Origin of the sequence: Lactiplantibacillus daoliensis (assembly GCF_005405005.1) — a bacterium.
Lineage (GTDB): Bacteria > Bacillota > Bacilli > Lactobacillales > Lactobacillaceae > Lactiplantibacillus > Lactiplantibacillus daoliensis.
In genome coordinates, this window is sequence record NZ_BJDH01000006.1 from 49,817 (window position 1) to 76,716 (window position 26,900).

Here is a 26,900-nt window from a genome sequence, read left to right on the forward strand (position 1 = left end):
GGTAATAATCCAAGCTGGAGCATTGATTTTAACAAGAATTTAAGTTAAAGTTATGAGGTGACGTGAAACATTCAAGTTGTTTCACAACTGTAAGGCAAATGCGACCTTAATTAAGGAGCTTTATTCATGAATCCAACCGAATTTAAACAAGCTTTGGCGAGCCATGACATCGTGTTAGATGATCATCAGATGGCCCAATTCGCAACGTATTACCAGTTGCTGGTTGAGACGAATCGTCAATTTAATTTAACAACGATTACTGACGAGCCGGAAGTGTATTTGAAGCATTTCTATGATTCATTGACCCCGGCTTTTTATGTGGCGGCATTGCGAGACCAGCCGTTAACACTTTGTGATGTGGGCGCTGGTGCCGGGTTCCCATCAATCCCACTTAAGATTGCGTTCCCACAGCTACAGGTGACGATTGTGGATTCACTTAACAAACGGATTAATTTCTTACAACAATTAATTTCGGCACTGGAACTAACCGGTGTACAGACATTTCATGACCGGGCAGAAACCTTCGCTGGTAAGAAGTCGCCTCATCGTGAGAGCTATGATTTAGTTACCGCCCGTGCGGTGGCCCGACTTTCCGTATTGAGTGAATTCTGTTTGCCACTAGTTAAGCTTGGTGGGCAGATGGTGGCTCTGAAAGCGTCAAATGCACGGACTGAAACTGCCGAAGGCGACTATGCCGTTAAGCAACTCGGTGGTCAATTGGTGACGGATGAGGCCTTTACGTTGCCTGAAACGGGTGACCCTCGTCATATCATTGTAATCGATAAAAAACGACCGACACCAAAACGTTATCCTCGGAAGCCGGGTACACCGGCTAAACAGCCATTAACGGCACCGGAATAGGGTTGGGAGGTAATTAGATGGCATTTTCTTTGTTTGGTTCTAATCGTGATAAAGATAAAAATAAAGAGACCCCGGTCGTAAACCACAATCAACAAATTGTGCGCATTCCAGTGACCGCAATTATTCCGAACCGTTTTCAACCGCGGCAGGTCTTCGATGAAGCTGGAATTGCTGAATTGGCAGCAACGATTGCGGAACACGGGTTGCTACAACCAATTGTGTTACGCGAATATGAGCCTAAAAAATATGAAATTATTGCCGGTGAACGCCGTTTTCGTGCGATTACGTCGCTCCACTGGGCGGATGCACTAGCAATTATCCAGAAGATGGATGATGGCGAAACGGCTTCAATGGCTTTGATTGAAAATTTGCAACGGCAAGATTTGACGGTTATCGAAGAAGCCACGGCTTATCAAGAGTTGATGAAACTTAATTCATTGACCCAAGCTGCGCTGGCGAAAGAACTTGGCAAGAGCCAATCATTTGTGGCCAATAAGTTGCGCTTGTTGAAGCTAGCTCAGCCTGTTCAACAGGCTCTGTTACAAAGACAAATTAGCGAGCGCCATGGACGGGCTTTATTGAATGTGCCGACTGACCAACAAGCACCGCTCTTAGCGAAGATTCTTGAGCAACAATTAACGGTCAAAGAGACGGAACGGCTGGTGCAACAATTGAACCTGCCACCGAAGCCGAAGAAAAAACGGCCGCGTGGTCTATCTGGTGATAGTCGCATCGCGGTCAATACGATTAAACAATCGATTAAAATGGTGACGGATGCTGGCATGCCGGTTAAAACCCACGAGGAAGAAACGGCAGACGGCTATCGTATCACCATTGAAATTCCAAAAAATCAACCAAGGAGTGGTCAATAATTATGGGATCCGTAATTGCACTCGCTAACCAAAAAGGTGGCGTTGGCAAGACGACGACTAGTATTAATTTAGGTGCCAGTCTCGTCGCTCAAGGTCAAAAAGTACTATTAATTGATACGGACGCTCAAGGTAACGCCACGAGCGGGTTGGGGATTCAAAAATCAGCGATTGAAAATGAAATTTATGATGTTTTAATCAATGATACCCCGATTAAAGAAACGATTATTCCAACCAGTCACAAGGGGTTAGATATCGTGCCAGCCACGATTCAACTCTCTGGGGCTGAGATTGAATTAACCCCGATGATGGCACGGGAAACCCGTTTACGGGATGCCATCGATGACGTCCGCGATGACTACGATTTTATTTTAATTGATTGTCCGCCTTCGTTAGGACTTTTAACCATCAACGCGTTCACAGCCTGTGATTCGATTCTGATTCCAGTGCAGAGTGAATATTATGCGTTGGAAGGGTTAAGCCAATTATTAAATACGATCAAGTTAGTTCAAAAACACTTTAACAAAGAATTGAAAATTGAAGGCGTCTTGTTGACGATGTATGATGCTCGGACGAATTTGGGCCAACAAGTCAATGAAGAAGTGCGGAAGTATTTCAAAGAAGCAGTATATACGACGATTATTCCTCGAAATGTCCGACTATCCGAAGCGCCTAGTCACGGCCTGTCAATTATCGATTATGACGCCCGTTCTAAGGGTGCCCAAGTCTACTTAGCATTAGCAAAGGAAGTGTTAGCTGCTCATGGCAAGTAAAAAAGATCAAAATAAAGCGTTGGGGCGTGGCATTGGGGCTTTATTTGCCGATGTAGATGAACCAGCTAGTGAAGAAGCTGTGGTTGAGTTAGCGTTAACTGATATTCACGCTAATCCTTATCAACCACGGCGTAAGTTTGACCAGAATGCGTTAAAAGAGTTAGCAAGTTCCATTGAAAAATCAGGTGTTTTTCAGCCAATCATCGTCCGTCAACCGGATGCAGAAGTTAAAAAGTATGAAATCATTGCCGGTGAACGGCGCTTTCGGGCTTCAAAATTAGCTAAGCAAGCGACGATTCCAGCAATAGTACGTGAAGTGACTGAAGAGCAGATGATGGAAGTCGCTGTGTTGGAAAACCTACAACGCGAAGACTTAACGGCATTGGAAGAGGCCGAGGCTTACGATTCTTTGATGAAAAAATTAAAGTTAACGCAAGCTGAAGTTTCTAAGCGGCTTGGCAAGAGTCGACCATATATTGCGAACTATTTACGGTTATTGGGCTTACCAACCGTTGTCAAAACCATGATTCAAAAAGGGCAACTCTCAATGGGGCAAGCCCGGACATTACTATCATTGAAAGATAAGACTAAGTTGGCACCATTAGCGAAACGTGCGATTAAGGATAACTTAACTGTACGTCAGTTAGAACAAATCGTCGCGCGAGTTAATGGTGATGCGAAAAAGCCAGCCAAAAAAGCAGTCAAAAAATCACCGTATATTCGGGCCAGTGAAGAACAACTTCAAGAGAAATTCGGCACGAAGGTCTCGATTTCAGCTAAGACGAGTAAAAAAGATGAAGGTAAGATTGAAATTCCATATTTATCGAATGATGATCTTAGCCGTATCCTAGAAATTTTGAACATTAATTTAGACTAATTTAAGAAGGAGCGTTGCGCATGTATGATTTAGGTGATATTGTCGAAATGAAGAAAGCGCATCCCTGTGGGGTGAACCGTTGGGAAATTACCCGGATGGGTGCGGATATCAAAATCAAGTGTACCGGCTGTAACCATATTGTTATGCTGCCGCGTCGCGAATTTGATAAAAAGATGAAGAAGATTCTTGAAAAGAAAGCCGATCAAGCTTAATTATTTTAAAAGGAAGAGTGAATAACCGATATGGCACTTACAGCAGGTATCGTTGGGTTACCAAACGTTGGTAAATCCACATTGTTTAACGCAATTACAAAGGCAGGCGCTGAAATGGCGAACTATCCATTTGCGACGATTGATCCAAACGTCGGAATGGTCGAAGTCCCAGACAAGCGTTTAGACCGAATTCAGGCCTTAATTCCCGCTAAAAAAGTTGTTCCCACAACATTTGAATTTACTGATATTGCCGGAATCGTTAAGGGTGCCAGCAAGGGTGAAGGTTTAGGTAACAAATTCTTGGAAAATATTCGCCAGGTGGACGCCATTGTTCATGTTGTGCGTGCATTTGATGATGATAATATCACCCATGTGACTGGTAAAGTCGATCCACAAGATGATATTGAAACAATTAACCTGGAACTGAGCTTGGCCGATTTGGAAGCCGTTGACAAGCGGTTGGCAAAGGTTCAACGGGCGGCAAAAGGTAGCGACAAAGAAGCTAAAGCTGAATTGGCAGTCTTGGAAAAGATTAAGCCAGCTTTGGAAGCAGGTAAGCCCGTTCGTTCCTTAGAATTCAACGAGGATGACCAAGCGATTGTTCGGGGTCTCTTCTTACTAACTTCTAAACCAGTTTTGTATGTGGCTAATATTGCCGAAGATGATATGGCTGATCCTGAAAATTCGAAGTATTATCAAGTTGTTGCTGACTACGCTAAAAAAGAAGGCGCACAAGCTATTGGGGTTGCAGCTGAAACGGAAGAAGAAATTGCCGAACTTGATGATGCGGACAAAGCTGACTTTTTGGCCGCCGAAGGGGTTGAAGAACCCGGCTTGAATAAGTTAATTCGGGCTTCTTACAAGCTCTTAGGCCTTGAAACCTTCTTCACGGCTGGTGGCAAGGAAACTCGTGCCTGGACGTTCAAGAGTGGTACAAAGGCACCTCAAGCAGCCGGAATTATTCATTCTGACTTTGAACGCGGGTTTATTCGGGCCGAAGTAATGTCCTATGATGCGTTGGATGAAGCCGGCAGTGAAGCTAAAGTTAAGGAAAATGGTAAGTTGCGGCTTGAAGGTAAAGACTACGTCATGCAAGATGGCGACATCGTTGAATTCCGGTTCAACGTCTAATTAAGAAAAGGGGGAACTGCTCATGAGTGAATCTTCAAACAAACCGAGAAATGCGCAGGCGGGTGCTAAGCAGATTCAAGCAGCGGAACAGCCTTTACGGGATGATTCCGAATTAACAAAACGAAATGATGAATATATGCGCCAAATGCGTAAGTCACTTAATGCGACTGAATTATCTGGTGAAAAGAAAAAAGCAGCTCTCGATGAAATGACAGCGACGTTGTTAGCGGAACAACACAAAGGAACAACTGCGCGTCAATTGTATGGGACTGTCCAAGAACGGACCCAAGCAATCATTGCTGGTCCTAAAAAGACACCACGTGAACAAGCGAAAGCTAACTACTGGGTCACGTCATTAGATAACGGGTTGATGTTATTCATGATCTTCTGCTTAATGTATGGGATCATGGGCTTAATTTCCAAGAGTTCACAAGGCTCACAAGGTGCCAACGGGATCACGGCCATTTTATTGACTTCCGTGATCGGGGGCCTTGGGGTTGCGAAGTTGTTTGAATTTTTGGCGCCAGATAAAAGTAAGCCTCAAGTGCCAATGTGGCGTAAAATCTTGTGGTCAATCTTGGCAATTATGGTCTGGATGTTGATCTTTACAACGGCAGCCATGCTACCAGCTTCATTAAATCCAGCCTTGCCATCAATCGTTTATTTAGTCATTGCGGCAATTGTCTTCTTTGCACGGATGTGGCTTAAGCGACGCTTTAAGATTACATCAAGTATATTTTAGACAGAAACTAAGAAATCTAGGCTAGGGCTTAGGTTTCTTTTTTCAAAGTTAAAAAGTGATCATTGCTCGCTTTCGGTTGCACCCGATTTAGTAATCACCGTTACTCATTTCAGAATGTTTACAATGGTTTTTGCCTTTACGACAGTTAGTTTAATGAAAAGTCGCTGAAAATCTGACTGAACCCTTGCATTTATCACAATGTTTTGTTACCTTTACAGATAAAATAAAATCATAAGGAGCTAACGTTCTATGTCTAATTGGGAATCAAAGTTTGGAAAAAAAGGTTACACGTTTGACGATGTCCTATTAATTCCAGCTGAAAGTCATGTATTACCGAATGAAGTTGATCTAGGTGTACAACTCGCCGATAATTTGAAGTTGAACATTCCGATTATTAGTGCCGGAATGGACACTGTTTCCGAATCTGCCATGGGGATCGCAATGGCGAACCAAGGTGGGTTAGCAGTTATTCATAAGAACCTTAGCATCGAAGCCCAAGCTGAAGAAATCAGCAAGGTCAAAGCTGTTGAAAAAGACGCTGACCATCCACATGCAGCTGTCGACGCCAACAATCATTTGTTAGCGGTCGCTGCTGTGGGTGTGACAAGTGATACCTTTGACCGGGCCGAAGCATTATTTGCCGCTGGTGCAGATGCCATCGTCATTGATACGGCTCATGGTCATTCCGCTGGTGTTTTGCGGAAAGTTAAAGAAATTCGCGAACATTTCCCTAAGCAGACCTTGATTGCTGGGAATGTTGCGACCGCTGCAGGGACTCGTGCATTATTTGATGCCGGTGTTGACGTAGTTAAAGTCGGCATTGGCCCTGGTTCAATTTGCACCACTCGGATTGTTGCCGGTGTTGGAGTGCCACAATTGACGGCAGTTTATGATTCTGCCGAAGTGGCTCGTGAATATGGCAAGGCCATTATTGCCGATGGTGGGATTAAGTATTCTGGTGATATCGTTAAAGCTTTAGCTGCCGGTGGTAATGCGGTCATGCTTGGAAGTATGTTAGCTGGGACGACTGAAGCTCCTGGCGAAACAGTCTTTGATGATGGTCGTCAATACAAGTTCTACCGTGGAATGGGTTCAGTTGGCGCGATGTCACAAGCTCATGGGTCATCTGATCGTTACTTCCAAGGTGGCGTTAATGAAGCTAACAAGTTAGTGCCAGAAGGTGTTGAAGGCCGGGTCCCATTCAAGGGGAGTGTCGATGACATTATCTTCCAAATGCTTGGTGGCTTACGCTCAGGGATGGGTTATGTTGGTGCTAAAGACATTGATGCCCTGATTGAAAATGCCCAATTCGTTGAAATTTCTGGTGCTGGTTTGAAAGAATCACATCCACATGAAATTCAAATTACAAAGAATGCGCCTAATTATTCTGTTAACGGGTAATTAAGTTAGCCGTTATGATGACAAAAAAGAGGTCACGAAACGAATGCGTTTCGTGGCCTTTTTTGTGCTCGCAGTGTTTGAAAAGTGAATTCTTTGCGTTTTCTCTAAAAAAGACCAGCAATCACCCTCAAATCAGTCTGGTTTGGTAGAATGTAATCAGAATTACTTAAGGAGAAATTTAATATGAAAATTTTGGTAGTCGATGACGACAAAGAAATTGCACAATTATTAGAAATTTACATCAAAAATGAAGGCTACGAGCCAATTAGTGCTTATAATGGTAAAGAGGCCTTAACTAAATTAAATACCAACCCAGATATTGCTTTGATGATCCTAGATATCATGATGCCTGAAATGGACGGGATCGAAGTGATTAAGGAAGTTCGTAAGGATTCTCAATTACCAATCTTAGTGTTATCGGCGAAGACTGGTGATATGGATAAGATTCAAGGCTTGATTACTGGGGCCGATGACTATGTGACGAAACCCTTTAATCCATTGGAAATTATGGCGCGAGTTAAATCTTTATTGCGGCGTTCCGAGAACAATGTGACGACGACTGAGCCAGACGTCTTGGATATCGGTCCCTTGACTATCAACAAAGATTCTCACGAAGTTAAAACGTTAACGGGGAAAGATATTCAATTGACGGCTTTGGAATTTGGCATTTTGTACTTATTGGCAAGTCATCCCAATCGGGTTTTCTCAGCGGATGATATTTTTGAACGGGTTTGGCAACAGGAAAGTATCGTTTCTGCCAAAACGGTCATGGTCCATGTCAGCCATTTACGGGATAAGATTGAAGAAGCCACTGATGGCGAAAAGGTCATCCAAACGGTGTGGGGCGTCGGCTATAAGATTGAATCACGCTAGTAGCGAGGTTAGCTTTTGAAATTAACAGGACGCGAAAAAAGTGAATTGTTTTTTGAAGGAGTAGTGACGGTTATTCTACTACTCCTTTTAAACTTGTCGGTAGTTGTTTTGATCAATAGCGCGATTGCGCATAATCCCGGATTGCAAAGTGGGATTTTTCAAATCAAGCGGTCGATTAAAATTGGCCCGACAAATTATCAGTTGTGGAGTTATGAAAATCTGTTCATTGCGCTGATGATTGTGGCCGATGGCTTCGTTTTATATTGGCGATTGATTCGTCGATATAAGCAGATGCAATTACGACATATTATTAGTGAGTTACATTATATTGCGGCTGGTCATTTTGACCATCGTATTAATTTTAATTTGACAGGTGACACGCAACGGGTTGTTGAAAGTGTCAACGCGTTAGTCGATTCGGCAATCCATTCTATGGACGAGGAACGTGAAATTGAGCGTTCTAAGGATGCCCTGATTACCAATGTCAGTCATGATATTCGGACGCCACTGACGTCGATTATTGGCTATCTCGGCTTGATTGAAAATCAGCAATATCAGTCGGAAGCAGATTTGGTCAAATATGCGCATATTGCTTATCTAAAATCAACACAAATGAAGTCGTTGGTGGAGGATCTATTTGAATATACGAAGGTGCGGCAGACCGAGACGCCATTGAATATTAGTCGACTTAATTTGACTGCGATGTTAGAGCAATTAGCCGCAAGTTTTGAACTGGAAGCTAATAAAAAGCAATTAACCATCGAAGTTGAAAGCGGCAGTAAACCAATTTATCTAGAGGCCGACGCCGAGAAGTTGGGTCGGGTGTTTAATAACTTGATTACGAACGCGTTCAAATATGGAACGGGTGCGCATAAAGTGATTTTACAAGCGGAGCAGCAAGGCCCTGAAGTCATCATTCATGTGACGAACGATGGCCAACGTATTCCGGCAGACTCCTTAGGGATGCTGTTTGAACGTTTCTATCGCGTGGAAGAGTCTCGTTCTAAGGCGACGGGGGGCTCAGGCTTAGGTTTAGCGATTGCGCAGAGTATCGTGCAACATCACGGTGGCTACATTTATGCGCAAAGTGATGATGCGCTGACTAGCTTTGTGATTCACTTGCCAGTTGAGCATGATCATCCGTTAACGAAAACTGCTCAAAAAGTTTCAAATTAGCTTGTGTCAGGGCATAGAATTAATTAAACTTAGACTTAGATTCGGCATTCAGGAAAGGGATAATTGAGAAATGAGAGTTGCGGGAAAGTTAAAGAAAATCATGATCAGCCTCGTCGCTGCGGTGACGTTTACGACAGCTGGTTTGGGGATTGCGGGGGCTGGCATTACCGCTCAAGCAGCCACGACACCATCAATTTCAGCTAAGGCTGCGATTGCGGTTGACGCTGGCACTGGCCAGATTTTATATGATAAGAATAGTACTCAGCCAATGGCGATTGCGTCAATGACTAAGATGTTGAGTACGTACTTAGTGTTACAGGCAATTAAGCAAGGAAAATTGTCTTGGAACCAAAAAATCAGTGTTAGCAAAGATGTTGCTAAGATGAGTCAAAATACGGAATACGCTAATGTGCCATTATTGGCAACTAAGACTTATTCTGTTCGAGAATTGTATAATGCGACTGAAATTTATTCGGCCAATGCCGCTATTACAGCGTTAGGTGACGCTGTCGCTGGGACACCACACAAGTTTGTGGCTATGATGCGTAAAACGGCTAAGTCCTTTGGAATTACGGATGCGACAATTATCAACGCTTCCGGGTTGACGAATAAAGAAGTTGGTAGTGCGATTGGTTACAGTGGCGTTGCTTCGGATGCTGAAAATGAAATGTCCGCGCAAGACGTCGCAACCGTTGCCCAAAAGTTATTGGCTGATTATCCGGAAGTTTTGAAGACATCTAGTATTGCCCATGCTTGGTTCGGAAAAGGGACCAGCTCAGAGACTAAGATGGACAACCGGAACTTTATGTTAAAAGGATTGGTCAAGCATTATGATGCCTTGCCTGTCGATGGGTTGAAGACTGGGACATCAACTAAGGCCGGGAATGCCTTTACCGGGACAGTCAAGCTCAGTAATGGCAACCGGATTATCACTGTTGTGATGCATGCTGGTTCCGCCAATGACAGTGGGACGGAACGTTTCACGCAAACGGCCCAAATCATGTCATATGTCTTCCATAATTACACCACGACGACGTTGGCGAAAAACAAAGCCATTAATGGTTTGAAAGCCGTTGACGTTCAGGATGGGAAGGCTTTAACTTCAACTTTAGTGACAAACAGTAATGATACTAAGGTTTACTTGCCAACTGGAACGGATGCCTCACAACTCAAAGGTACGGTTAGCTTGAACAAGACAGCGACAACTGCCGGCAAGTTGCAAGCACCTGTTAAAAATGGAAAGACCGTTGGGACCGCTAATTTAGCTTTGAATAAGAAAGCTATCAGCGTTGTTAACGGAACCAAGAGCAAGTCGATGACGGTTAATGTTACACCAAAACAATCGATCGAAAAGGCCAACATCTTCGTCCGTATGTGGCGTGGTATTCGCAGCTGGTTTAACTAAATGATAGTTCAACACCTGGGACTTTGGTTCTAGGTGTTTTTTTATGCCATGAATTGCGCCACTACGTCAATAATCAGGAGGTGAAGACTAGTTGGTTACTGCCACTTCCGGTTGTTACTGATAACATACGGTCGTGGGACCGGTTCAAGCTTTAGAAACGTTTTGAACCTCGCCTGAAAGCTTTGCAAGAACCGCAAATCTCCCGGACCGACCTTACACCACCTGCACGTCCGATGCTATCAGCAACAACCGCCAGCTAAGTCAGTCGTTCTTTTTTGGATAAATCCGTTATTTATGCTTAGCGGAGTCAGTCAGAATCGGTGTGCGTGTATGTAAGATTAGCCGACGTTCTTGATTACAAGGCAACGTGCCCGGTTTAACAGTTGGATCAATTGAAATAATTGCTTGTTAGAAAAACTGACATACAAAAGAAATGTCAGCATTTTGTGAATAACTGTATAATAAAGAAAGGGCTTTATAAAATAGGTGAGTACGAATGGAGGATTGAATGCCATGGGGATAACCTTACGCATTGCAACTATGTCAGATTTACCACTAATTGTGGATATTTATAACCAGGTGATACCAGGGCATCAGGTCACCGCTGATTTGAAACCAGTGACCGTTGATCAGCGGCGGGAGTGGTTTTTAACACATTCAGCCGATCACTATCCATTGTGGGTAATTATCAAGGATGATTTGATGGTTGGTTGGCTAAGTTTTTCGGCGTTTTATGGCCGGGCAGCTTATGCGAAAACGGCTGAAATTTCGATTTATCTTGATCGCAGCGTTCAGGGGCAAGGTATTGGTAGCCAAGTCTTGGAAATGGTACCCGCTCAAGTAACATTGACGGGGCTTAAGGTCTTATTGGCCTATATTTTTTCAAGTAATTTACCTAGTATTAAATTGTTTAAAAAATTTGGTTATGAGCAATGGGGATTTTTACCTGCGGTGGCTGAATTGGATCAGCGTCCGAATGACTTGGTGATTATGGGCAAGCATTTTGATTAGAAAATAGTTAATGTAACCGTTTGCTTTTCGTGAATAGCCGAACAATCTAACGTTAGAGGTAGGATTGCCGAGTGAAACATGTTAAAATTAGACCCGAATGTCTAATCAAATAGACATCAGACAATGTTGCTAGAATTCTTTACTGGTAAGGTACTGGAGGCATTCTTGGTGAAAAAGAACGAGCCAAATTGGTTAATGGTATTACGGACCGTAATGCCACTTGGGCTGAGCTATATTCCCATTGGTCTCGCTTGTGGGGTTTTATTGCATGCGGCCGGGTTCAACCATTTACTGACGGCGTTAATTTCAGTATTGGTCTTTTCCGGTGGTGCCCAATTTTTAATTGCATCGATGTTGACCATCAATGCACCAATGACAACAATTATTTTGATGATGTTTTTCTTGGAATTACGTTACGCACTGCTAGGCTCTAGTTTGTCTCGTTATTTGAAGGGACAAAAGTTACCGTTTATCTTCTTTTTCGCGTTCTCAATGAATGATGAAAATTATGCCGTGAACTACTTAAAATTTGCGACGGATAAACATTGGAAACCGAGTCAAGCGATATTGGTTGAACACTATTCACTGCTCTTTTGGACCGTCAGCAATATTGTCGGCAGTCTGATTGGGAGTGCGTTAACCATTAATTTAAGCGTCGTTGATTTTGCATTGACTGCTTTATTCATTTATATGGCAATTATGCAAACAAAGAGTCGCTTAACTATTTTAGTTTGTGCGTTATCTGGGGTACTAACGATCTTCTTCTTAGTTTTGATGAAGAGTACGTTAGGATTAGTTGTCGCGACGCTGTTAGCATCGCTGACCGGCTACTTTATTGAACGCCACTTAATCACACATAAGCCAGAAAGTCATTTGTTATATAAAGTCCACGATCCCACTGGTCAATCGGCCATGGAAGAAGACTCTGACAAGTAAGGCACAGAGGGGTTTTAATTATGCAATCAGTCAGTTCAATGAGTAGTTTGGACCACTTTTGGTTGGTCATCTTTTGTGCCATCGTGGCGTTTATTCCACGTTTTTTTCCATTATTATTCTTCACGAAACGTAAAATTCCAGAATGGTTTAACGAATGGATGCGGTTCGTACCCGTGTCGTTATTTACGGCGCTAGTTGTGAAGAGTGTCTTTATCGATAGCAAATATCAAATCATGACGTCGGGGAATCTAGGGATGATTATTTCGGCTATTATTGTCGGCTTCATTGCCTTTAGAACCCGGTCAATGACTTTATCCGTGGTGATTGGCTTAGTGTCGGTGATGATATTTGTATTAGTACTGCATATTTGAAAATGACTTTAACGATGGGACTAGCATAGGCTGGTTCTTTTTTTTAGAACGGAACGAGGTTCACACAACACAATGGACGGAATTGAGCGTCCTAAAAGGAGGTTTAAGATGACTTGGCTATTAGTGCTTATTCCTGGCTTTTTAGCCGGCTTGGTTCAAGGACTAACAGGGTTTGGCGCTGCAATTATTATGATGATTTTCTTACCACAACTGTTGCCAATCAATCAAAGCGCTGGGGTGGCCGGCTTAATTATGGCGGCCAGCGTGATTACGATGGTCATCCGCTATCGTCAACATATTCAGCTTAAACGGATTATTGTGCCATTTGTGATGTATGCCAGTGTCGCTACCTGGTCGGTGCATTTGAGTAAGGTGTTGGACGTTCAACTATTACGAACACTTTTGGGGGGACTGTTGGTTGGGCTGGCGGTTTATTTCACGCTTTCGAAACAAGCCGGAACGCAACCTTATCCATTCTATATTGCGGGGGCATTTATGATTATCTCAGGCTTTTTTAATGGCCTGTTTGGTATCGGTGGCCCACTGATGGCACTGTATTTTCTTTCTTTAGCCAAAGAAACTGAAGATTATATTGCTAATTTGCAGACGTTTTTCTTGATGGATGTGATCACGATTACGAGTATTCGAGTCGCTAATGGTATTTTGAGACCTGCTGAGATTCCGATTGTGTTAATCGGGATGGTTGGGGCGATTTCAGGAACTGTTTTAGCGAGTCGCATTTTACCACATATGAATATGCGCATGGTTCGACGCGCGATTTACGCTTTTATCGGGCTGAGTGGTTGTTATTATTTGATCTTTTAACAAAAAAGCATCGACAGCCCAGTTAAGGGTTGTCGATGTGTCTAGTTTGCGGCAGTAATCGTGCCTAAACCGTATTGAAATAAGAGTTCATCGGTTTGATTGAGTTCGAAATGTTGTACGAGGGCAAAAATGATTAAGGCATCCCACTCGTCTTTTGCATAGAGTGGCGCATAACCTGTGCGTTTTAGCATCGTATTGGTCTCATCTAAAGATAATTTAAACCCAAATCCGAGTGCCAGCATGCGTGACCGACTCGGACGGCGTTTACCATCAAAATATTGATAGCCGGTTGTCGGTGTGAGGTTAGCCTGGCGGATCACCACACTTTTAGTTTTTCCCTTAATGTGCAATAATTCGGCTAAATATTCGGCAGGCTCGAAATGCGCAAAGTTGGCTTCGACATTTGTCATAAATTGGTCGGCCCCTTTAGCGTGCATGATTTCGTTGAGCAATTCTGATGTTTTTTGTTCCATAACTGGATTACCTCAAATGTTCATTAATGATTCAAGTGTACCAGAATTAGCTTCATTAAATGGTTAAATGTCGGTTAGACACTTACTTTCTTAAGGCTAAACCACCAGCAATGATAATTAAGAGTCCACTCAAAATACCAAAGTAACTGACAAACACAATATTTAACACGCCGCAAGCAATAATGAGCCAACCCATTAATTTGTGATTCTTATTGATTAAAGCAGTCAAAACAATTGCAAGTGCTGAAACAGCAATACAAGCACCGCCCAAGCCACCGATACTGCCACTGCCGCTGGCGCCAAAAGCACTGCCGAGGCCACCAATGGCAATGGCGATAATTCCAGCAATCATTCCAAAGATACCGCCGACAATTCCGAGGACTAACTCGGCTGTGCGAGAGCGATTTACTGGGACTGATTTTTGATTAGTTTCATTAACGAGAGTTTCTTTTGACATGGTAATTCCTCCAAATTTTTAAGTGTGACTATAAGTATTGAAAATGATTAAGAAAGGAGCTGGCGAGATGTTACCGATTGTTCAAGCGATGCAACTGCTAGCAGCTCATGATTACACCCCATTAGGGCCATTAATTACGGGACGCGAGTTTCCACTGTTAGTCCAGCAGCAACAAGTCGTGTTTGTTGCTAAGCTAATCACAGCGGCCGAACTACCAATTGCTGAAAAGTTAAAAGCACAACCAATCCCTCTAATGCCACGTGTTCAAGCTGTTTTACAAGCCCCAGATTGCCGACTGAGTATCGAAACGTTGATCAATGGTCATTCTTTGGCAGATGAATTAGCTTGCCAAGGGACGTTTAACTCAGCTGAAGTAAAACAAGTGGCTTTAGATATCGGCCAAAGTTTGCGCCAGCTAGCACAGTTAGGTGTTGTGCATCGGGATATCAAGCTAAGTAACATTATGGTGAGTCACCGACATTATTACCTGATTGATATTAGTGCCGCCCGTGAATATCAACGTAATAAGAGCAGTGATACCCGACTCCTTGGGACGAGTGGTTTTGCGGCACCAGAAAATTATGGCTTTGCCCAAACGGATGGTCGTAGTGATATTTATTCACTTGGAATTGTGTTGAACTGTTTGCTGACTGGTAAGGTTCCAACGACCCGGCAAGCTACCATGACGCAGTTAACGACGGACGAGTATTGGCGTCCAATCATTGAACGAGCGACGGCGATTGATCCGCAACAACGTTATCAAACTGCAACAGCTTTTCTGACAGCCATTACACCGCAACAACGGTCAAAGCCCACGCTAGTACCAGGTAAACAGTGGCTGTTGCGTATGTGGCCACGGGTCAGGAAAATACTATGGTGGTCGTATGCCGTGTTTTGGCTCATCATTGTGCTGGCGAGTTTTACTGATTCACAGCCACTAGATCAAATCGTTACGCTGAGTGCTATTTTTATTATGATTGGCTTGCCAGTAGTCTTGCATCTTGTCAATCGTTGGATTTATGACCGCGTTAACCAACTCGGTAGGTTCCATTATCGATGGTGGCTGCGCGCTGCCGAGGCCATCATAGTCCTATTGTTGATCAGTTGGATTGGTCAGTACATGTCATAACTCACCTGAACACAACTCCTAGCATAGCCGGAAGCTGTGCAAAAGGCTTATGCAAGTTGCATAATTTATCTAAAAGTTGAAAGACTCAAAAGCATCACAAATGTCGCAGTACCAGAAACGATTTACCTAGCGCTCCGTCAGTCAAAACCGGTGTGCTGTGGGGGACGGCGCCAGCCAAGGTGCGGTCTGCCGCCTCAATTCAAAGCCGATAAAACACGTCTTTGAATTGCCCTGCGAGATTAGTCGGCGTTCTTGACTGACTAATCTCGCCGACACTGCACACCGATTTTGACTGACTCCACTAAACATAAATAACTGATTTATCCTCTCAAAACTACTGATTAGCTGGAGGTTGTTGCTGATAGCATCGGATGGTCCGGGAGATTTGCGGTTTTGGCAAAGTTTCCGGGCGAGGTTCAAGACGTTTCTATGGCTTGAACCGGTCCCTCGTCCGCATATTATCGGCAACAACCGGAAGCGGCAGTAATCGACTAGTTTTCATGACCCAATTGTTGATGCCCTCGAGAAGACCGGCAATTTTTAACTTTCAACCGTTAGTAATTTATAAAAATAGCGCTGAAACCAGATTAATCCTGATTTCAGCGCTATTTTAAATTTAAGCTATGCGTTAACGGTATTGTCTTCGTACATGTATTCGCGAGTCATTGGGAGGTTCTGTGAAGAAGGTCCTTTAGAAACGAGATATTGCATGACGTCAATGTTCCCTGATTGGAAGGAAGCGGCACAGGCTTGGAGATAAAGATCCCACATCCGCGTGAAGCGGGTACCCATCTTGGCTTCGATTTCAGCGCGTTTGGCATTGAAATTTTCGTCCCATAGTTCAGTGGTCCGTTGGTAATGACGACGTAACGTTTCCACGTCATCGACTTGTAAGCCACAGTCCACGATGTGTTGTAGGTTTTCGGTCATACCAGGAACATAGCCACCTGGGAAGATGTATTTGTCTAACCAGCCGTTAGTTGCGCCACCTTGTTGACGGGTAATCCCGTGCAATAAGGCCACACCATCGTCTTTAAGATGCTTTTTAACGTCTTTAAAGTACATTTCCAAGTTATCTTTACCGACGTGTTCAAACATCCCAACACTGGTAATGTAATCATATTGTTCGTTGCCTAATTCACGGTAATCTTCCAACCGGACTTCAGCGACATCACTCAAACCTTCGTCTTCGATGCGTTTAGCAACGAGGTTGTATTGTTCTTTAGATAACGTAATTCCAACGACTTTTAAGTTGTATTCCTTAGCGGCCGTTAACATTAACGTTCCCCAGCCACAACCAATGTCGAGCAAAGTTTTGCCAGGTTGTGGATTGAGTTTTTGAATGATGTGATGAACTTTGTTGATTTGGGCAGTTTCCAGGCTGTCGTCTTCATTCTGGAAATAAGCACATGAATACGTCAACGTGGAATCTAGCCACATTTCATAAAAGTCATTACCGACATCATAATGGCTCTGGATGTCTTCTTGACTCTTCTTTTCAGAGTGAGATTGTTTAGGCATGAATTTTTTGAGCTTAGAATCATTGAAAAAGCTATTTGCTGATTCGTAAGCTGATTCAATGAGCTTTTGAATACTGCCATCGATTTCGATGACACCGTCCATGTAAGCCTCGCCTAACGCAATTGAGGCATTTTTAGTGATTTCGCGAACTGGAATCGCCTTTTTAAAAGTCACAGTTACTTCTGGGGTACCGTCACCACCATAAGTTTCGCTGCTACCGTCCCAGTAATTAACCTTAACTGGAATATTGAAAGAGCGGCTTAAAAAGGTGTGATAAAAAGTCTTTTCTAGCATTAGAATAAGGATCCTTTCTCGATAAAAAATACAACTGTTATTATACGCCTATGAAAACAGTTTTGTAAGCACAATGCACCGCGATGGATTTGCTAAAATGGTATAATAGGACATCAACGAATGGGGGTGTCATCATGAAGAAATGGCTTTGGGCAGTTGTGACGATTGTGATTGCGTTGGTTGTCGGCGGCTATACATATTCACATCATCAATTACAAGAGCAAGGTTATGCGGCCGACATGCAGAGTGGGAAGCAAGCAATCAAAGCGAAGCGGTATTCAGACGCTGAGGCGGCTTTTACCCGGGCATCACGCACAATCATCAATGATACTGTGGCACAACGTTACTTGTCACAGACCCAAACCTTTGTTGCTGGTCAGCAAGCCATCACCGAACGTCGATTTGAAGCTGCCCAGACAGAATTTACAACTGTTAAAACGCTGAAAAAAGGTTCTAGTGTTTTGGTGGCACGTTCCCAGACGGCGCTGGCGCTATTGGATACGATCATCAGCCAACGTAAACAAGACAACAAGCTGTATCAGAAGGCACTGGATTTGAATCAGGCGAATGAATTTACAGATTCAAATGGTGTCTTAATGGTACTTTTCCAAAATAAGCAGTTTACCAAAGACTATTATCAGGATATCTATCGCAAAGCAAAGGGATTACGCCACGAAAACAATGCCGCATTGAAGTCATTGACCGGTTCAACCCCAATCACTAATAATGAAACGCAGACGGTCACGTCGAATGCTAATAAGACGAGTGAGCAACCGGCAAAATCTGCTGAATCGCAACCTGCTAAACAAGCACAAAGTTCATCGACGAGTCAATCATCATCAGCGACAACCAGTTCTGCACAAAGTAGTGCGGTGACGACAGAGAGCTCATCGGCCACAACCAGCTCGAGTACGACGGTAGATGCTGCAGGTATCCAGGCAACACGGGATGAATTAAATGCTGCTGGCCTAGATGGTAATCACTTCACGGATGCACAGATTCAGGCGATCATGCAGCAGGCCGCCGCGGCGCACATTTCGCCAGTCGAGGCAGTGCGCCAAGGACTGTCACAACCATAATTTATTAAGATTTTAATATCGGTATGGAAGCATACTTTACAATCACCGAGAAAACACTTGAAATTAAGTGTGAATCGGTGATTTTTTTATAAAAACTGTTATAAATATAGGAGTAAGGACAGATTAATTTCTATGCTTATTTGTTAGTTGAACCGTGGGGGCAGTCAGATTTATATCACTTTGGGGCATTTTTTTACAACTTTAATGTCAAAATAGGTATAAAAATGACTATTTTGTGTACTATTTCTGTTTGATGCTTTAGAATATTAACAAGATTAGGGGGTTAAGGTGTGATACCGATTGACCGAATACATGGCAGCACCAATAGACAAGATTGTTTGTCAAGTTTGGTCAATTAAGGTTGTTCGGTCAGGTGGTGTGCACACCGAAATTTAGTATGATTATTAATAAACATGTCATGCGTAGTACGAACGAGAAGCAAGTCCTGCAGCAAGTTATCAATGAAGGACCGATCAGTCGTAGTCAAATTTCCCGTAACTTAAGTCTAAACAAGGTGACGGTTTCTGATATTTACAACCAGTTACTCCGGGCACAATTCATCAAGGAAATTGGTTGCGGCGTCAGCACTAAAAATGGTGGTCGTAAACCAGTGATGGCGGAACTCAATGTCAACTATGGCTTTGTTGCCAGTATCGATTTATCCGTAGACGCGGTGAAGTTAATGTATTCACGGCTCAATGGTAAGATTCTACATTTCCAAAGTTTCAAGACAACCGATATGACGTTAACGGATGTCATTGATTTGATTGAAGATCAGCTACGAAATGTTGATGATTATGGTACCGTCCATGGCTTGATGGGGGTCGCAATTGCACTAGACGGCATTATTTACGAAAACAAGATTTTAAAGACACCAATCAAATGTTTAGCACATTTTGATTTGGCGAAATATTTACGCGACAAACTGCGTATCCCAGTTATGCTTGAAAAGAAAGCAAACTTAACGGCCGTATTTGAACGAGATTTTCATGACAATGAAATCTTTAATAATGTTGTATCGGTCGTTGTTCGGGATGAGATCCATGCCGGAATTGTTGCGGATTCACGGTTATATTCTGGTCATGAAGGTGAAGCTGGTGAAGTGGGCACGGCGTTACTCGAAGATCGTACGGTTGAAAATCACATGGAATCTGCTAATGAATATGCTTCCGAAAAGTCCTTATGGGCAAAATTGAAAGCGATTAAACACGTGGATCGGTTGGATTTAACCGCGGTTAAACATGATTATATTAATCATGATCCAGAAGTGACCAAAGTATTTGATGATTTTGTTTACTACCTGTCGAAGGTCGTTTCCAATGTTTCCACGGCCTTTGCACCAGATGTGGTTGTTTTGAATACTAGCGTTTTGGAAATCTTGCCACAATTGTTGACGGATCTACGCGATACTACCGCGAAGATGTCGTCACCAACCCGTCAAGTCCCAATTATTGCAACGAAGAATGTTCAATCGGCCGCCTTACTTGGTGGGGCTTCCGAAATCATTCATCAGGCACTTGGACTTGAAAGCTTAAAGATGCATTTTTCATAATTGTTTCAGAAAAAACGTGTAAGGCTAGCGATAGCTTTACACGTTTTTTGCGTAATAATGACGGACTTTTCATGTTTATTGAATCCTTTTCAGTTAGAATAGAGGTAAGGGTAAGTAGAGGAGTGGATGTTACTTGGAATTATGGTCACGGTTTGTCCACAACGTGCGGCTACGGCGGGCTTGCGTGTTAGTGTTAATTTGTCTGGGGCTCTATTTAGCGTCCAGCATGTTGAGTATTATTTTGTTAACGTTTATTTTCACGTTTTTGGTGACACGGTTGGTTCGATTCATTCAGCGCTGGGTAAAGATTCCAAGTATGCTGATTGTGATCACCGTTTATGCATTAGTCGTTTTGGGATTGTATTTTGCGGTGACGACTTATCTGCCTCAATTAATCAAACAAACTCTTTCAACGTTTGAATCGGTTTACCGATTCTATCAGGATCCATCGCACGACACGAATGAATTCTTGTCGTGGGTCACGAATTATTTCCAAGAATCTGAGATTTTAAAGCAAGCTAAAACTGGTATTTCGGTTGTTTTTAAATATATTACGAATATCGGAAATATGGGGCTGACGTTCTTCTTGTCGTTTATCTTGAGTTTCTTCTTTACGGTTGAGGATCAGCAGATGCGTCGGTTTTCCAAGCGTTTTTTAACCAGTACCTTTGGCTGGTTTTTCCAAGACGTGTACTTCTTTGCTAAGAAGTTCGTCAATAGCTTTGGGGTCGTGTTGGAAGCCCAATTTCTGATTGCGATTGTGAATACGGTCATTACAGTTATTTTTATGGCCTTTTTGCACATGCCACAGCTGATCAGTTTGGGCTTGATGATCTTCCTGTTAAGCTTGATCCCGGTGGCTGGCGTTATCATTTCGCTGATCCCGCTCTGTTTGATTGCGTACTCAGTCGGTGGTTTTCGCTATGTTGTCTACATGGTGATCATGATTGCTATCGTGCACACGCTGGAAGCGTACGTGTTAAATCCAAAATTTATGGCAAGTCGGACGGAACTGCCAGTCTTTTACACTTTTGTTGTCTTACTGGTCAGTGAACGTCTATTTGGCGTCTGGGGCTTGATCGTCGGTGTCCCAATTTTTAACTTTATTTTGGATATTATCGGCGTGAAACCGGTTCACGGGCTGAAACCGAAAATTCATTTGAAAAAAAGTTTAAATTCTGACCATGATTCGGGAAATAACCCCGGATAATATTTTGATTTTTCGGCGTTTCAGTGTAAAATAAGTGAAGTAAATAATAAATGAAAGAGGTCATTAACTGCTATGGCAAAATTAGTATTGATTCGTCACGGTCAAAGTGAATGGAACCTGTCAAACCAATTTACGGGTTGGGTTGACGTTGATTTAAGTGAAAAGGGTGTTGAAGAAGCTAAAGCTGCTGGTAAGAAAGTTGCCGAAGCTGGCTTGAAGTTTGATTATGCCTTTACTTCAGTTTTGACTCGTGCCATCAAGACATTGCACTACGTTTTGGAAGAATCTGACCAACTTTGGATTCCTGAAACCAAGACTTGGCGCTTAAACGAACGTCATTATGGCGCATTACAAGGTTTGAACAAGAAGGAAACCGCTGAAAAATACGGTGACGACCAAGTTCATATCTGGCGTCGTTCATATGACGTTTTACCTCCATTATTGAGTGCTGATGATGAAGGTTCAGCTGTTAACGATCGTCGTTATGCTGACTTAGACCCTAACATCGTCCCTGGTGGCGAAAACTTGAAGGTTACTTTGGAACGGGTTATGCCTTTCTGGGAAGACCAAATTGCTCCAAAGTTGCTCGATGGTAAGAACGTCATCATCGCAGCCCATGGTAACTCATTACGTGCCCTTTCAAAATACATCGAACAGATTTCTGACGATGATATTATGAATCTTGAAATGGCTACTGGTGAACCAGTTGTCTATGATTTCGACGAAAAGTTGAATGTCTTAGGCAAAGAAAAGTTAGGCAAATAATTAGCTAATTATTTACTGATTTTAGAAGAAGCGCCCGCACTTGTGGGGGGCGCTTTTTTATGGCTCTAAATTCGGCTAAGTTGCGATAACTTAGGGTGAGTTTGGCAATTTGTGACAACAAACGGACGCTAAATGGACACTACTACTTTCAATTTAGTTTGTTAACTTTCTGAAAATCAAGGAGGACTTTACATGTATGATGAAGCAGAATTATTAGAAGCCAAACGGCAAATTGATTCAACCTTGCATAAGATTCGTGAAGTTGTGAAGACTTTTGAAGCTAAGGATGATCCATCACGGTATAAGTCTCAATTGACACTGGCTAAACGTCGATTGAAAGCTTTTGGGATTGCTAATCAGTTGATTGAAGATAAGTTAGCGGAGTTGAAAGCAGCTAGTGGACGCTAAATGGGCACTAGCCATTAAGATTTAGAGATACTCGAGCATGAGTTGAAAATGACTCTCCGGGACCTCCCACATCTCCTACGAGAGTTGGCATAAGATTAAGACAAAGAGAATTGATAAGGGGTATTTGAATACATGAGTGAAACAGCAGCAAACGAAGTCACACAACGCGAAATGATCCGGATTATTGGGCTGTTCCGTAAGAATGGTTTTAAAGGTGAATACGTGAGTTTCCAACATGTTGTTGATGAAGGGGCTAGTTACTTCGTTGTCATGTCTGATGAAAATAATGGGACGCAGGGCTTATTTAAAGCTGATTTGTTAGCTGGGACGATTGAATTCCAATATATGTTGGATGAGAATCACGCAGTAGCTAAGTAAATGGAATTGAACAGTTTAAAAAAACAGTAATGTAGTTAGGAAGGAAACCCTGATTTTTCGGGATAATTCTAAAGTAATATTTGTAGTTGAAGATATGGTATTATCTATATTTGGTTTTGGGGGGATAGTATGAATTTTATAATGACTCATTTTTCAGGGATATTAGAATTATTAACAGCTATTATTGGTTTTCTTCAAGTTACACATGCAAGGAAAAATGATAGAGTAATTCAAAATGAAATAAGAAGTAACAACTTCAATACTAATAATGTTAATGGAAACAATAACACCGGTAATATGAGTATTGCACAAACTATCATTTCAACGGGTAGTAGTGAATCTAATGATAAAGAATGGCGGAGAAATAAAGAACAACATGGCTATTTTTTTATTGTTATTTTTATAGTGTTCCTGATAGTTACATTTATGCCGCTCTTTTATCAGTCCGGAAAATTTACAATAACTGGCCTTGATCTAATGCACAAAGAATATATTGCACGGAAGTCATTAATATTGTTTATAAGATGTGTATCGATTTTCTCTTTTGTTTTACTAATCAATTATTGGTTTTTTAGAAAGCCGTGGATTCAAAAGCAAGAGCATGAAATTTCTATACTTATTCCACTAAGAATAGTTGCCGCTATTTTGTGGACTCTGGTCCCATTTGGTATTGCATGGTTAAGCATGAGGTTGAGTAGCGAGAATGTTCCAACATTTATTTTAATTGCTTATGTAATATCACTGTTTTGGTATCTTAAGCTTTTTTATAATATTTCAATTCTTAATACTTATTATTTTTTCAAAAAAAGTAACATATGGACTCATGTATTGGCATGGGTGCCAACGATAGTTCTACTACTTTTAATTTAAGAGTATATTATTGGTAAAATGCAGAATGATTAAATTTTTTTGTAATAGGATTCAGATGTATAGGGGTATTTGAGTACATGAGTGAAACAGTAGCAAATGAAGTCACACAACGCGAAATGATCCGGATCATTGGGTTGTTCCGTAAGAATGGGTTTAAAGGCGAATACGTGGGTTTCCAGCACGTCGTTGACGAAGGGGCTAGTTACTTCGTTGTGATGTCAGATGAAAACAATGGAACTCAAGGCTTATTTAAAGCCGACTTGTTAGCTGGGACGATTGAATTCCAATATATGTTGGATGAAAATCATGAAGTTGCTAAGTAAATAGAACTAGTTGAAAAGGTGGTTAACGTCACCTCTTCTGGTTCTCTGTCAAACAACCTAAAGTCAGAGGTATCAAGATTGTCGTTACAATTTTGATGCCTCTTTTACTATACTTAAATTGAGGTTGAAGTTAGCATTGCGACTCCGAATATTGGTGATTGCCAAATAACGCTGGTAGCTCAAGCTGGAAGTCAATCGCCAATTTAAAATTTTTCCAGAATCTCGCTTAAGATTCAACGTAGTGTATTTGTACCAAGCTCAGCCTTGCACTAGAGAGTATATTTTCGATATTTGCTCAGCACAGTTCCAGTATGTTATTTAAACACGCGCATAAAATGTTTTAGGCTTTCAAAAAATATTCCCCAATTATGTTGACCAGATCGATGGTTGTTGATAAAAGATATCTAGCATAAATTGATCTTTTCCTCTAAAATGTTCAGCCTCATAGGCACATAATCCAGCAGTTGAAACATTACAAATATTTTCAGACCCTATGAGGACTAAATCAGATGATAAGAAATTTATGGCGATTGCTGATTTCAAGAAGATTAGGAACTTTTTGCTAAGCTATCATTATAAATTGACGGATGTAGATCGGTTGGCATTACTGATAATATCGCAATCTGGACTGCGTGTCGGTGAATGTTTAGCACTTAAGTATGATGACATCGATTTTCTTCATAAGACGCTACCTCCTCGAGTAGTTAGCATATTAGATTAGTGGGTGAGGTATCATCGGCAAGCTCTATTTAGAAATGGTGTAAGCAACCCGGACCATTTTCTATTGTGGAATAAAGAAGGCCGATTGCCCCGTTCTAGTTCAATCAATACAGCATATCATCAAGTTCAAAAAAAGTTAGGAGTGGAACCAAAGTTCAGTATGCATACGCTTAGGCATATGTTAGCAAGCTTGATGGTCGGAAGCAAGGATATCTCGTTGAGTTATGTTTCAAAGTATCTTGGGCATGCTAGTGTTTTGATGACGCAGAAATACTATATTGGGCTGTTGCCCGAACAGGTAGAGGTGGAAGCTGGTAAAGTTGCAAAGGTGATAGCAGAGTAATTATTGAAAGATAGGCCATTATTGGCCAGTGACCTATCTTTTTTTTGTTAATATTGTATGATTACTGTATATAACAGTGATCAGGGGGCATTTGAATGATTGAATCATTGACCTTTAATGGCTATAAAAATTTTTCAAAGGAATCGATGAGTGGATTTGAAGAAATTTATCCGATTAATTTAATAATTGGGAAAAATAACATTGGTAAATCTAGCTTATTACAAATGATTACAAGTCTATCGACTAGAGATTTATTCAATAAATGGGGAAAACAAGCTGATGTTGTGCGGATAACATGTACTGCAAGTAAAAAGAGAATTGAAAAATTTTTTAGCAGTAGAACTGGTGGTGGTGATATATATGGTAATCACTGGAGGTATGGTAAACAATTTGTAGGATATATGGTAAGAGGAGAGTTGATTTTTAATCAGTCACGCGGTGTGTCTGTAAAAAATGTGCAGGTGAGCGAGTCACGGGATAATTTGAATGATTTTAAAACTCCAGAGCAAGGGATTGATGAATGGACCTATCTAATTAGTGGTTCTGTTATGGATGAAGTGAATCAGACTATCGTAAGGTTGTCTGCTGATAGGAACATGATTCCTGAAGTTGCACAAAATGAAATGAGTGTATTGTCAGATGGAAGTGGCGCGACTAATGTAATAAGAGCCTATTTAAATAAGTCTAAGTTAGATAGTAATCGTGTTCAAAAAGATTTGCTAAATGCTTTAAATACGATAATGCAGGGTGAAGATTTTTTCTCAGATATCGTTTCTCAGGAAATAGATGAAGAAGATAATCCGCATTGGGAAACGTTCTTGACTGAGAAGGATAAGGGACAAATAGCATTATCTGATTCTGGTAGTGGATTACGAACAATCTTATTGGTATTAGTAAAGCTATTTTTGGTCAAAAAGGGATCGGTGTATGTTTTTGAGGAGTTAGAAAATAATTTACATCCTGCCATACAGCGAAGTTTGTTTAGATTTATTTTTAAATGGATCAAAGACAATAATGTATATCTATTCTTAACTTCACATTCTAATATTCCTATCGATATGTGTATCTCAGATGATAAAGCACAAATTATACATGTTCATAAGGCTAACGGGGGAGTTGTAGCAACACCTGCAGTTAGTTTTAGACAAAACGATGATATTTTGCAGGATCTAGGTGTTCACGGTAGTGACTTGCTACAATCAAATGGCATTATTTGGGTTGAGGGCCCTTCAGATCGAGTTTATTTGAATGCATGGCTAAAGTTGTTATCTGGTGGAAAAATTATTGAAAATAAGCATTATCAAATAATGTTTTATGGTGGAAGGCTCCTTGCACACCTGTCAGGAACTCCTAAAAATGAGCTGATTTCGTTATTATTGGCTAATCATAACTCTGCTATTATTATGGATAGTGATAGAACGAGTAAAGGTAAAAGAATAAATGTAACCAAGAATAGGGTGAAAAGGGAATTCGAAGATGCTGGCAAATTTGTTTGGATTACAATGGGTAAAGAAATTGAAAACTATTTGTCACCACGTGTTCTTTCACAATATTTTGGGAAAAATAATTCAAATTTAGAGTTAGAACAATACGCTAAGATTAACGAATATCTAGATGAAAAATATAAACAACGGCAGTCTGCCTTTCAAGGAAAACAATATACAAGTAATAAAGTCGGAAACTCGCGTAAGATTGTGTCACTATTTAGTGATGCGGATTTAGATGTTTTAGATTTGCGTCGACAAATGCAAAAATTATTGGATACTATTACTATTTGGAATAAAATTTAGTGGATATTTGCTGTTTCCTGAATAAAAATTAAAAAACCAAATTCTAATATTTATGTTATAAATCCCGTTAACTTAAGGTTTTGTATGATGAGCTTGACTAATAATGGACACTACTAATTTCTGAC

At 41.5% G+C, this 26,900-nt stretch carries 29 protein-coding genes; 26 read left to right on the top strand and 3 right to left on the bottom strand.

The genetic code is table 11. The features are described from left to right. The first annotated feature begins 126 nt into the window (after nucleotides 1-126). From rsmG to FFM64_RS08845, 15 genes are all read left to right on the top strand, one after another. Entirely contained in the window at nucleotides 127-861 is a 735-nt protein-coding gene (gene rsmG / locus FFM64_RS08775; RefSeq protein WP_137607640.1) for a 16S rRNA (guanine(527)-N(7))-methyltransferase RsmG, read from the top strand. Between the two features lie 17 nt (nucleotides 862-878). Beyond that, complete coding sequence (noc, locus tag FFM64_RS08780; RefSeq protein ID WP_137607641.1) at nucleotides 879-1,733, top strand: nucleoid occlusion protein; 855 nt, start codon at nucleotides 879-881, stop codon at nucleotides 1,731-1,733. A 2-nt stretch (nucleotides 1,734-1,735) separates the two neighbouring features. Further along, on the top strand, nucleotides 1,736-2,503 hold the full coding sequence (locus tag FFM64_RS08785; RefSeq protein WP_137607642.1) for a ParA family protein: 768 nt from the start codon (nucleotides 1,736-1,738) through the stop codon (nucleotides 2,501-2,503). Continuing rightward, the gene (locus FFM64_RS08790) at nucleotides 2,493-3,380 is read left to right on the top strand and encodes a ParB/RepB/Spo0J family partition protein (protein WP_137607643.1); all 888 of its coding nucleotides are present in this window, start codon (nucleotides 2,493-2,495) and stop codon (nucleotides 3,378-3,380) included. Before FFM64_RS08785 ends, FFM64_RS08790 begins: the two co-directional genes overlap by 11 nt. A gap of 20 nt (nucleotides 3,381-3,400) precedes the next feature. After that, on the top strand, nucleotides 3,401-3,592 hold the full coding sequence (locus FFM64_RS08795; protein WP_137607644.1) for a DUF951 domain-containing protein: 192 nt from the start codon (nucleotides 3,401-3,403) through the stop codon (nucleotides 3,590-3,592). Nucleotides 3,593-3,622: 30 nt separating this feature from the next. After that, entirely contained in the window at nucleotides 3,623-4,723 is a 1,101-nt protein-coding gene (ychF, locus tag FFM64_RS08800; protein WP_137607645.1) for a redox-regulated ATPase YchF, read from the top strand. Nucleotides 4,724-4,745: 22 nt separating this feature from the next. After that, nucleotides 4,746-5,465 carry a DUF1129 domain-containing protein gene (locus FFM64_RS08805; protein ID WP_223876937.1) on the top strand — a complete coding sequence of 240 codons (720 nt, stop codon included), beginning with the start codon at nucleotides 4,746-4,748 and terminating at the stop codon, nucleotides 5,463-5,465. Between the two features lie 249 nt (nucleotides 5,466-5,714). Beyond that, nucleotides 5,715-6,866: an IMP dehydrogenase gene (guaB, locus tag FFM64_RS08810; RefSeq protein ID WP_137607647.1), complete on the top strand. Its 1,152-nt coding sequence runs from the start codon at nucleotides 5,715-5,717 to the stop codon at nucleotides 6,864-6,866. A 183-nt stretch (nucleotides 6,867-7,049) separates the two neighbouring features. Then, nucleotides 7,050-7,739, top strand: a complete 690-nt coding sequence (gene croR / locus FFM64_RS08815) for a response regulator transcription factor CroR (protein ID WP_137607648.1) — start codon at nucleotides 7,050-7,052, stop codon at nucleotides 7,737-7,739. A gap of 15 nt (nucleotides 7,740-7,754) precedes the next feature. Continuing rightward, complete coding sequence (locus FFM64_RS08820) at nucleotides 7,755-8,915, top strand: sensor histidine kinase (protein WP_137607649.1); 1,161 nt, start codon at nucleotides 7,755-7,757, stop codon at nucleotides 8,913-8,915. A gap of 70 nt (nucleotides 8,916-8,985) precedes the next feature. Next, nucleotides 8,986-10,320, top strand: coding sequence for a D-alanyl-D-alanine carboxypeptidase family protein (locus tag FFM64_RS08825; RefSeq protein ID WP_137607650.1), 1,335 nt, complete (start codon nucleotides 8,986-8,988; stop codon nucleotides 10,318-10,320). Between the two features lie 513 nt (nucleotides 10,321-10,833). Continuing rightward, nucleotides 10,834-11,331, top strand: a complete 498-nt coding sequence (locus FFM64_RS08830) for a GNAT family N-acetyltransferase (protein ID WP_137607651.1) — start codon at nucleotides 10,834-10,836, stop codon at nucleotides 11,329-11,331. A gap of 123 nt (nucleotides 11,332-11,454) precedes the next feature. Then, a complete protein-coding gene (locus FFM64_RS08835) occupies nucleotides 11,455-12,267 on the top strand; it encodes an AzlC family ABC transporter permease (RefSeq protein ID WP_137607652.1) in 813 nt (270 codons plus the stop codon). 20 nt (nucleotides 12,268-12,287) lie between these two features. After that, nucleotides 12,288-12,638, top strand: coding sequence for an AzlD domain-containing protein (locus FFM64_RS08840; protein WP_137607653.1), 351 nt, complete (start codon nucleotides 12,288-12,290; stop codon nucleotides 12,636-12,638). 108 nt (nucleotides 12,639-12,746) lie between these two features. Beyond that, nucleotides 12,747-13,463: a sulfite exporter TauE/SafE family protein gene (locus FFM64_RS08845; RefSeq protein WP_137607654.1), complete on the top strand. Its 717-nt coding sequence runs from the start codon at nucleotides 12,747-12,749 to the stop codon at nucleotides 13,461-13,463. Nucleotides 13,464-13,504: 41 nt separating this feature from the next. Here the strand turns inward: FFM64_RS08845 and FFM64_RS08850 are convergent, their stop codons facing one another. Both FFM64_RS08850 and FFM64_RS08855 read right to left on the bottom strand, forming a co-directional pair. Further along, the gene (locus FFM64_RS08850; RefSeq protein WP_137607655.1) at nucleotides 13,505-13,936 is read right to left on the bottom strand and encodes a hypothetical protein; all 432 of its coding nucleotides are present in this window, start codon (nucleotides 13,934-13,936) and stop codon (nucleotides 13,505-13,507) included. A gap of 82 nt (nucleotides 13,937-14,018) precedes the next feature. Continuing rightward, nucleotides 14,019-14,393 (bottom strand): DUF4064 domain-containing protein, encoded by a 375-nt coding sequence (locus FFM64_RS08855; RefSeq protein WP_137607656.1) that lies wholly within the window; start codon nucleotides 14,391-14,393, stop codon nucleotides 14,019-14,021. Between the two features lie 43 nt (nucleotides 14,394-14,436). On the opposite strand from FFM64_RS08855, the gene FFM64_RS08860 reads away from it, so the two are divergent. Further along, on the top strand, nucleotides 14,437-15,522 hold the full coding sequence (locus tag FFM64_RS08860; protein WP_223876938.1) for a serine/threonine protein kinase: 1,086 nt from the start codon (nucleotides 14,437-14,439) through the stop codon (nucleotides 15,520-15,522). 621 nt (nucleotides 15,523-16,143) lie between these two features. On the opposite strand, the gene FFM64_RS08865 is transcribed toward FFM64_RS08860, so the two are convergent. Next, nucleotides 16,144-17,337: an SAM-dependent methyltransferase gene (locus FFM64_RS08865; RefSeq protein ID WP_137607657.1), complete on the bottom strand. Its 1,194-nt coding sequence runs from the start codon at nucleotides 17,335-17,337 to the stop codon at nucleotides 16,144-16,146. 134 nt (nucleotides 17,338-17,471) lie between these two features. Between FFM64_RS08865 and FFM64_RS08870 the strand changes: the two genes are divergently transcribed. The 10 genes from FFM64_RS08870 to FFM64_RS08915 all read left to right on the top strand — a co-directional run bounded on the left by FFM64_RS08870 (nucleotide 17,472) and on the right by FFM64_RS08915 (nucleotide 26,775). After that, nucleotides 17,472-18,416 carry a cell surface protein gene (locus tag FFM64_RS08870; protein ID WP_137607658.1) on the top strand — a complete coding sequence of 315 codons (945 nt, stop codon included), beginning with the start codon at nucleotides 17,472-17,474 and terminating at the stop codon, nucleotides 18,414-18,416. 397 nt (nucleotides 18,417-18,813) lie between these two features. Further along, on the top strand, nucleotides 18,814-19,968 hold the full coding sequence (locus FFM64_RS08875; protein WP_137607659.1) for an ROK family protein: 1,155 nt from the start codon (nucleotides 18,814-18,816) through the stop codon (nucleotides 19,966-19,968). 133 nt (nucleotides 19,969-20,101) lie between these two features. After that, nucleotides 20,102-21,178 carry an AI-2E family transporter gene (locus FFM64_RS08880; RefSeq protein WP_137607660.1) on the top strand — a complete coding sequence of 359 codons (1,077 nt, stop codon included), beginning with the start codon at nucleotides 20,102-20,104 and terminating at the stop codon, nucleotides 21,176-21,178. A 72-nt stretch (nucleotides 21,179-21,250) separates the two neighbouring features. Next, nucleotides 21,251-21,943 (top strand): 2,3-diphosphoglycerate-dependent phosphoglycerate mutase, encoded by a 693-nt coding sequence (locus tag FFM64_RS08885; protein WP_137607661.1) that lies wholly within the window; start codon nucleotides 21,251-21,253, stop codon nucleotides 21,941-21,943. A 192-nt stretch (nucleotides 21,944-22,135) separates the two neighbouring features. Then, on the top strand, nucleotides 22,136-22,351 hold the full coding sequence (locus tag FFM64_RS08890; RefSeq protein ID WP_137607662.1) for a hypothetical protein: 216 nt from the start codon (nucleotides 22,136-22,138) through the stop codon (nucleotides 22,349-22,351). Nucleotides 22,352-22,483: 132 nt separating this feature from the next. After that, the gene (locus FFM64_RS08895) at nucleotides 22,484-22,729 is read left to right on the top strand and encodes a hypothetical protein (protein WP_137607663.1); all 246 of its coding nucleotides are present in this window, start codon (nucleotides 22,484-22,486) and stop codon (nucleotides 22,727-22,729) included. A gap of 129 nt (nucleotides 22,730-22,858) precedes the next feature. After that, on the top strand, nucleotides 22,859-23,599 hold the full coding sequence (locus FFM64_RS08900) for a hypothetical protein (protein WP_137607664.1): 741 nt from the start codon (nucleotides 22,859-22,861) through the stop codon (nucleotides 23,597-23,599). A 77-nt stretch (nucleotides 23,600-23,676) separates the two neighbouring features. Next, complete coding sequence (locus FFM64_RS08905; RefSeq protein ID WP_137607665.1) at nucleotides 23,677-23,922, top strand: hypothetical protein; 246 nt, start codon at nucleotides 23,677-23,679, stop codon at nucleotides 23,920-23,922. A gap of 724 nt (nucleotides 23,923-24,646) precedes the next feature. Further along, on the top strand, nucleotides 24,647-24,985 hold the full coding sequence (locus tag FFM64_RS12385; protein ID WP_223876939.1) for a tyrosine-type recombinase/integrase: 339 nt from the start codon (nucleotides 24,647-24,649) through the stop codon (nucleotides 24,983-24,985). 95 nt (nucleotides 24,986-25,080) lie between these two features. Beyond that, the gene (locus FFM64_RS08915; RefSeq protein WP_137607666.1) at nucleotides 25,081-26,775 is read left to right on the top strand and encodes an ATP-dependent nuclease; all 1,695 of its coding nucleotides are present in this window, start codon (nucleotides 25,081-25,083) and stop codon (nucleotides 26,773-26,775) included. The last annotated feature ends 125 nt before the right edge of the window (nucleotides 26,776-26,900 follow it).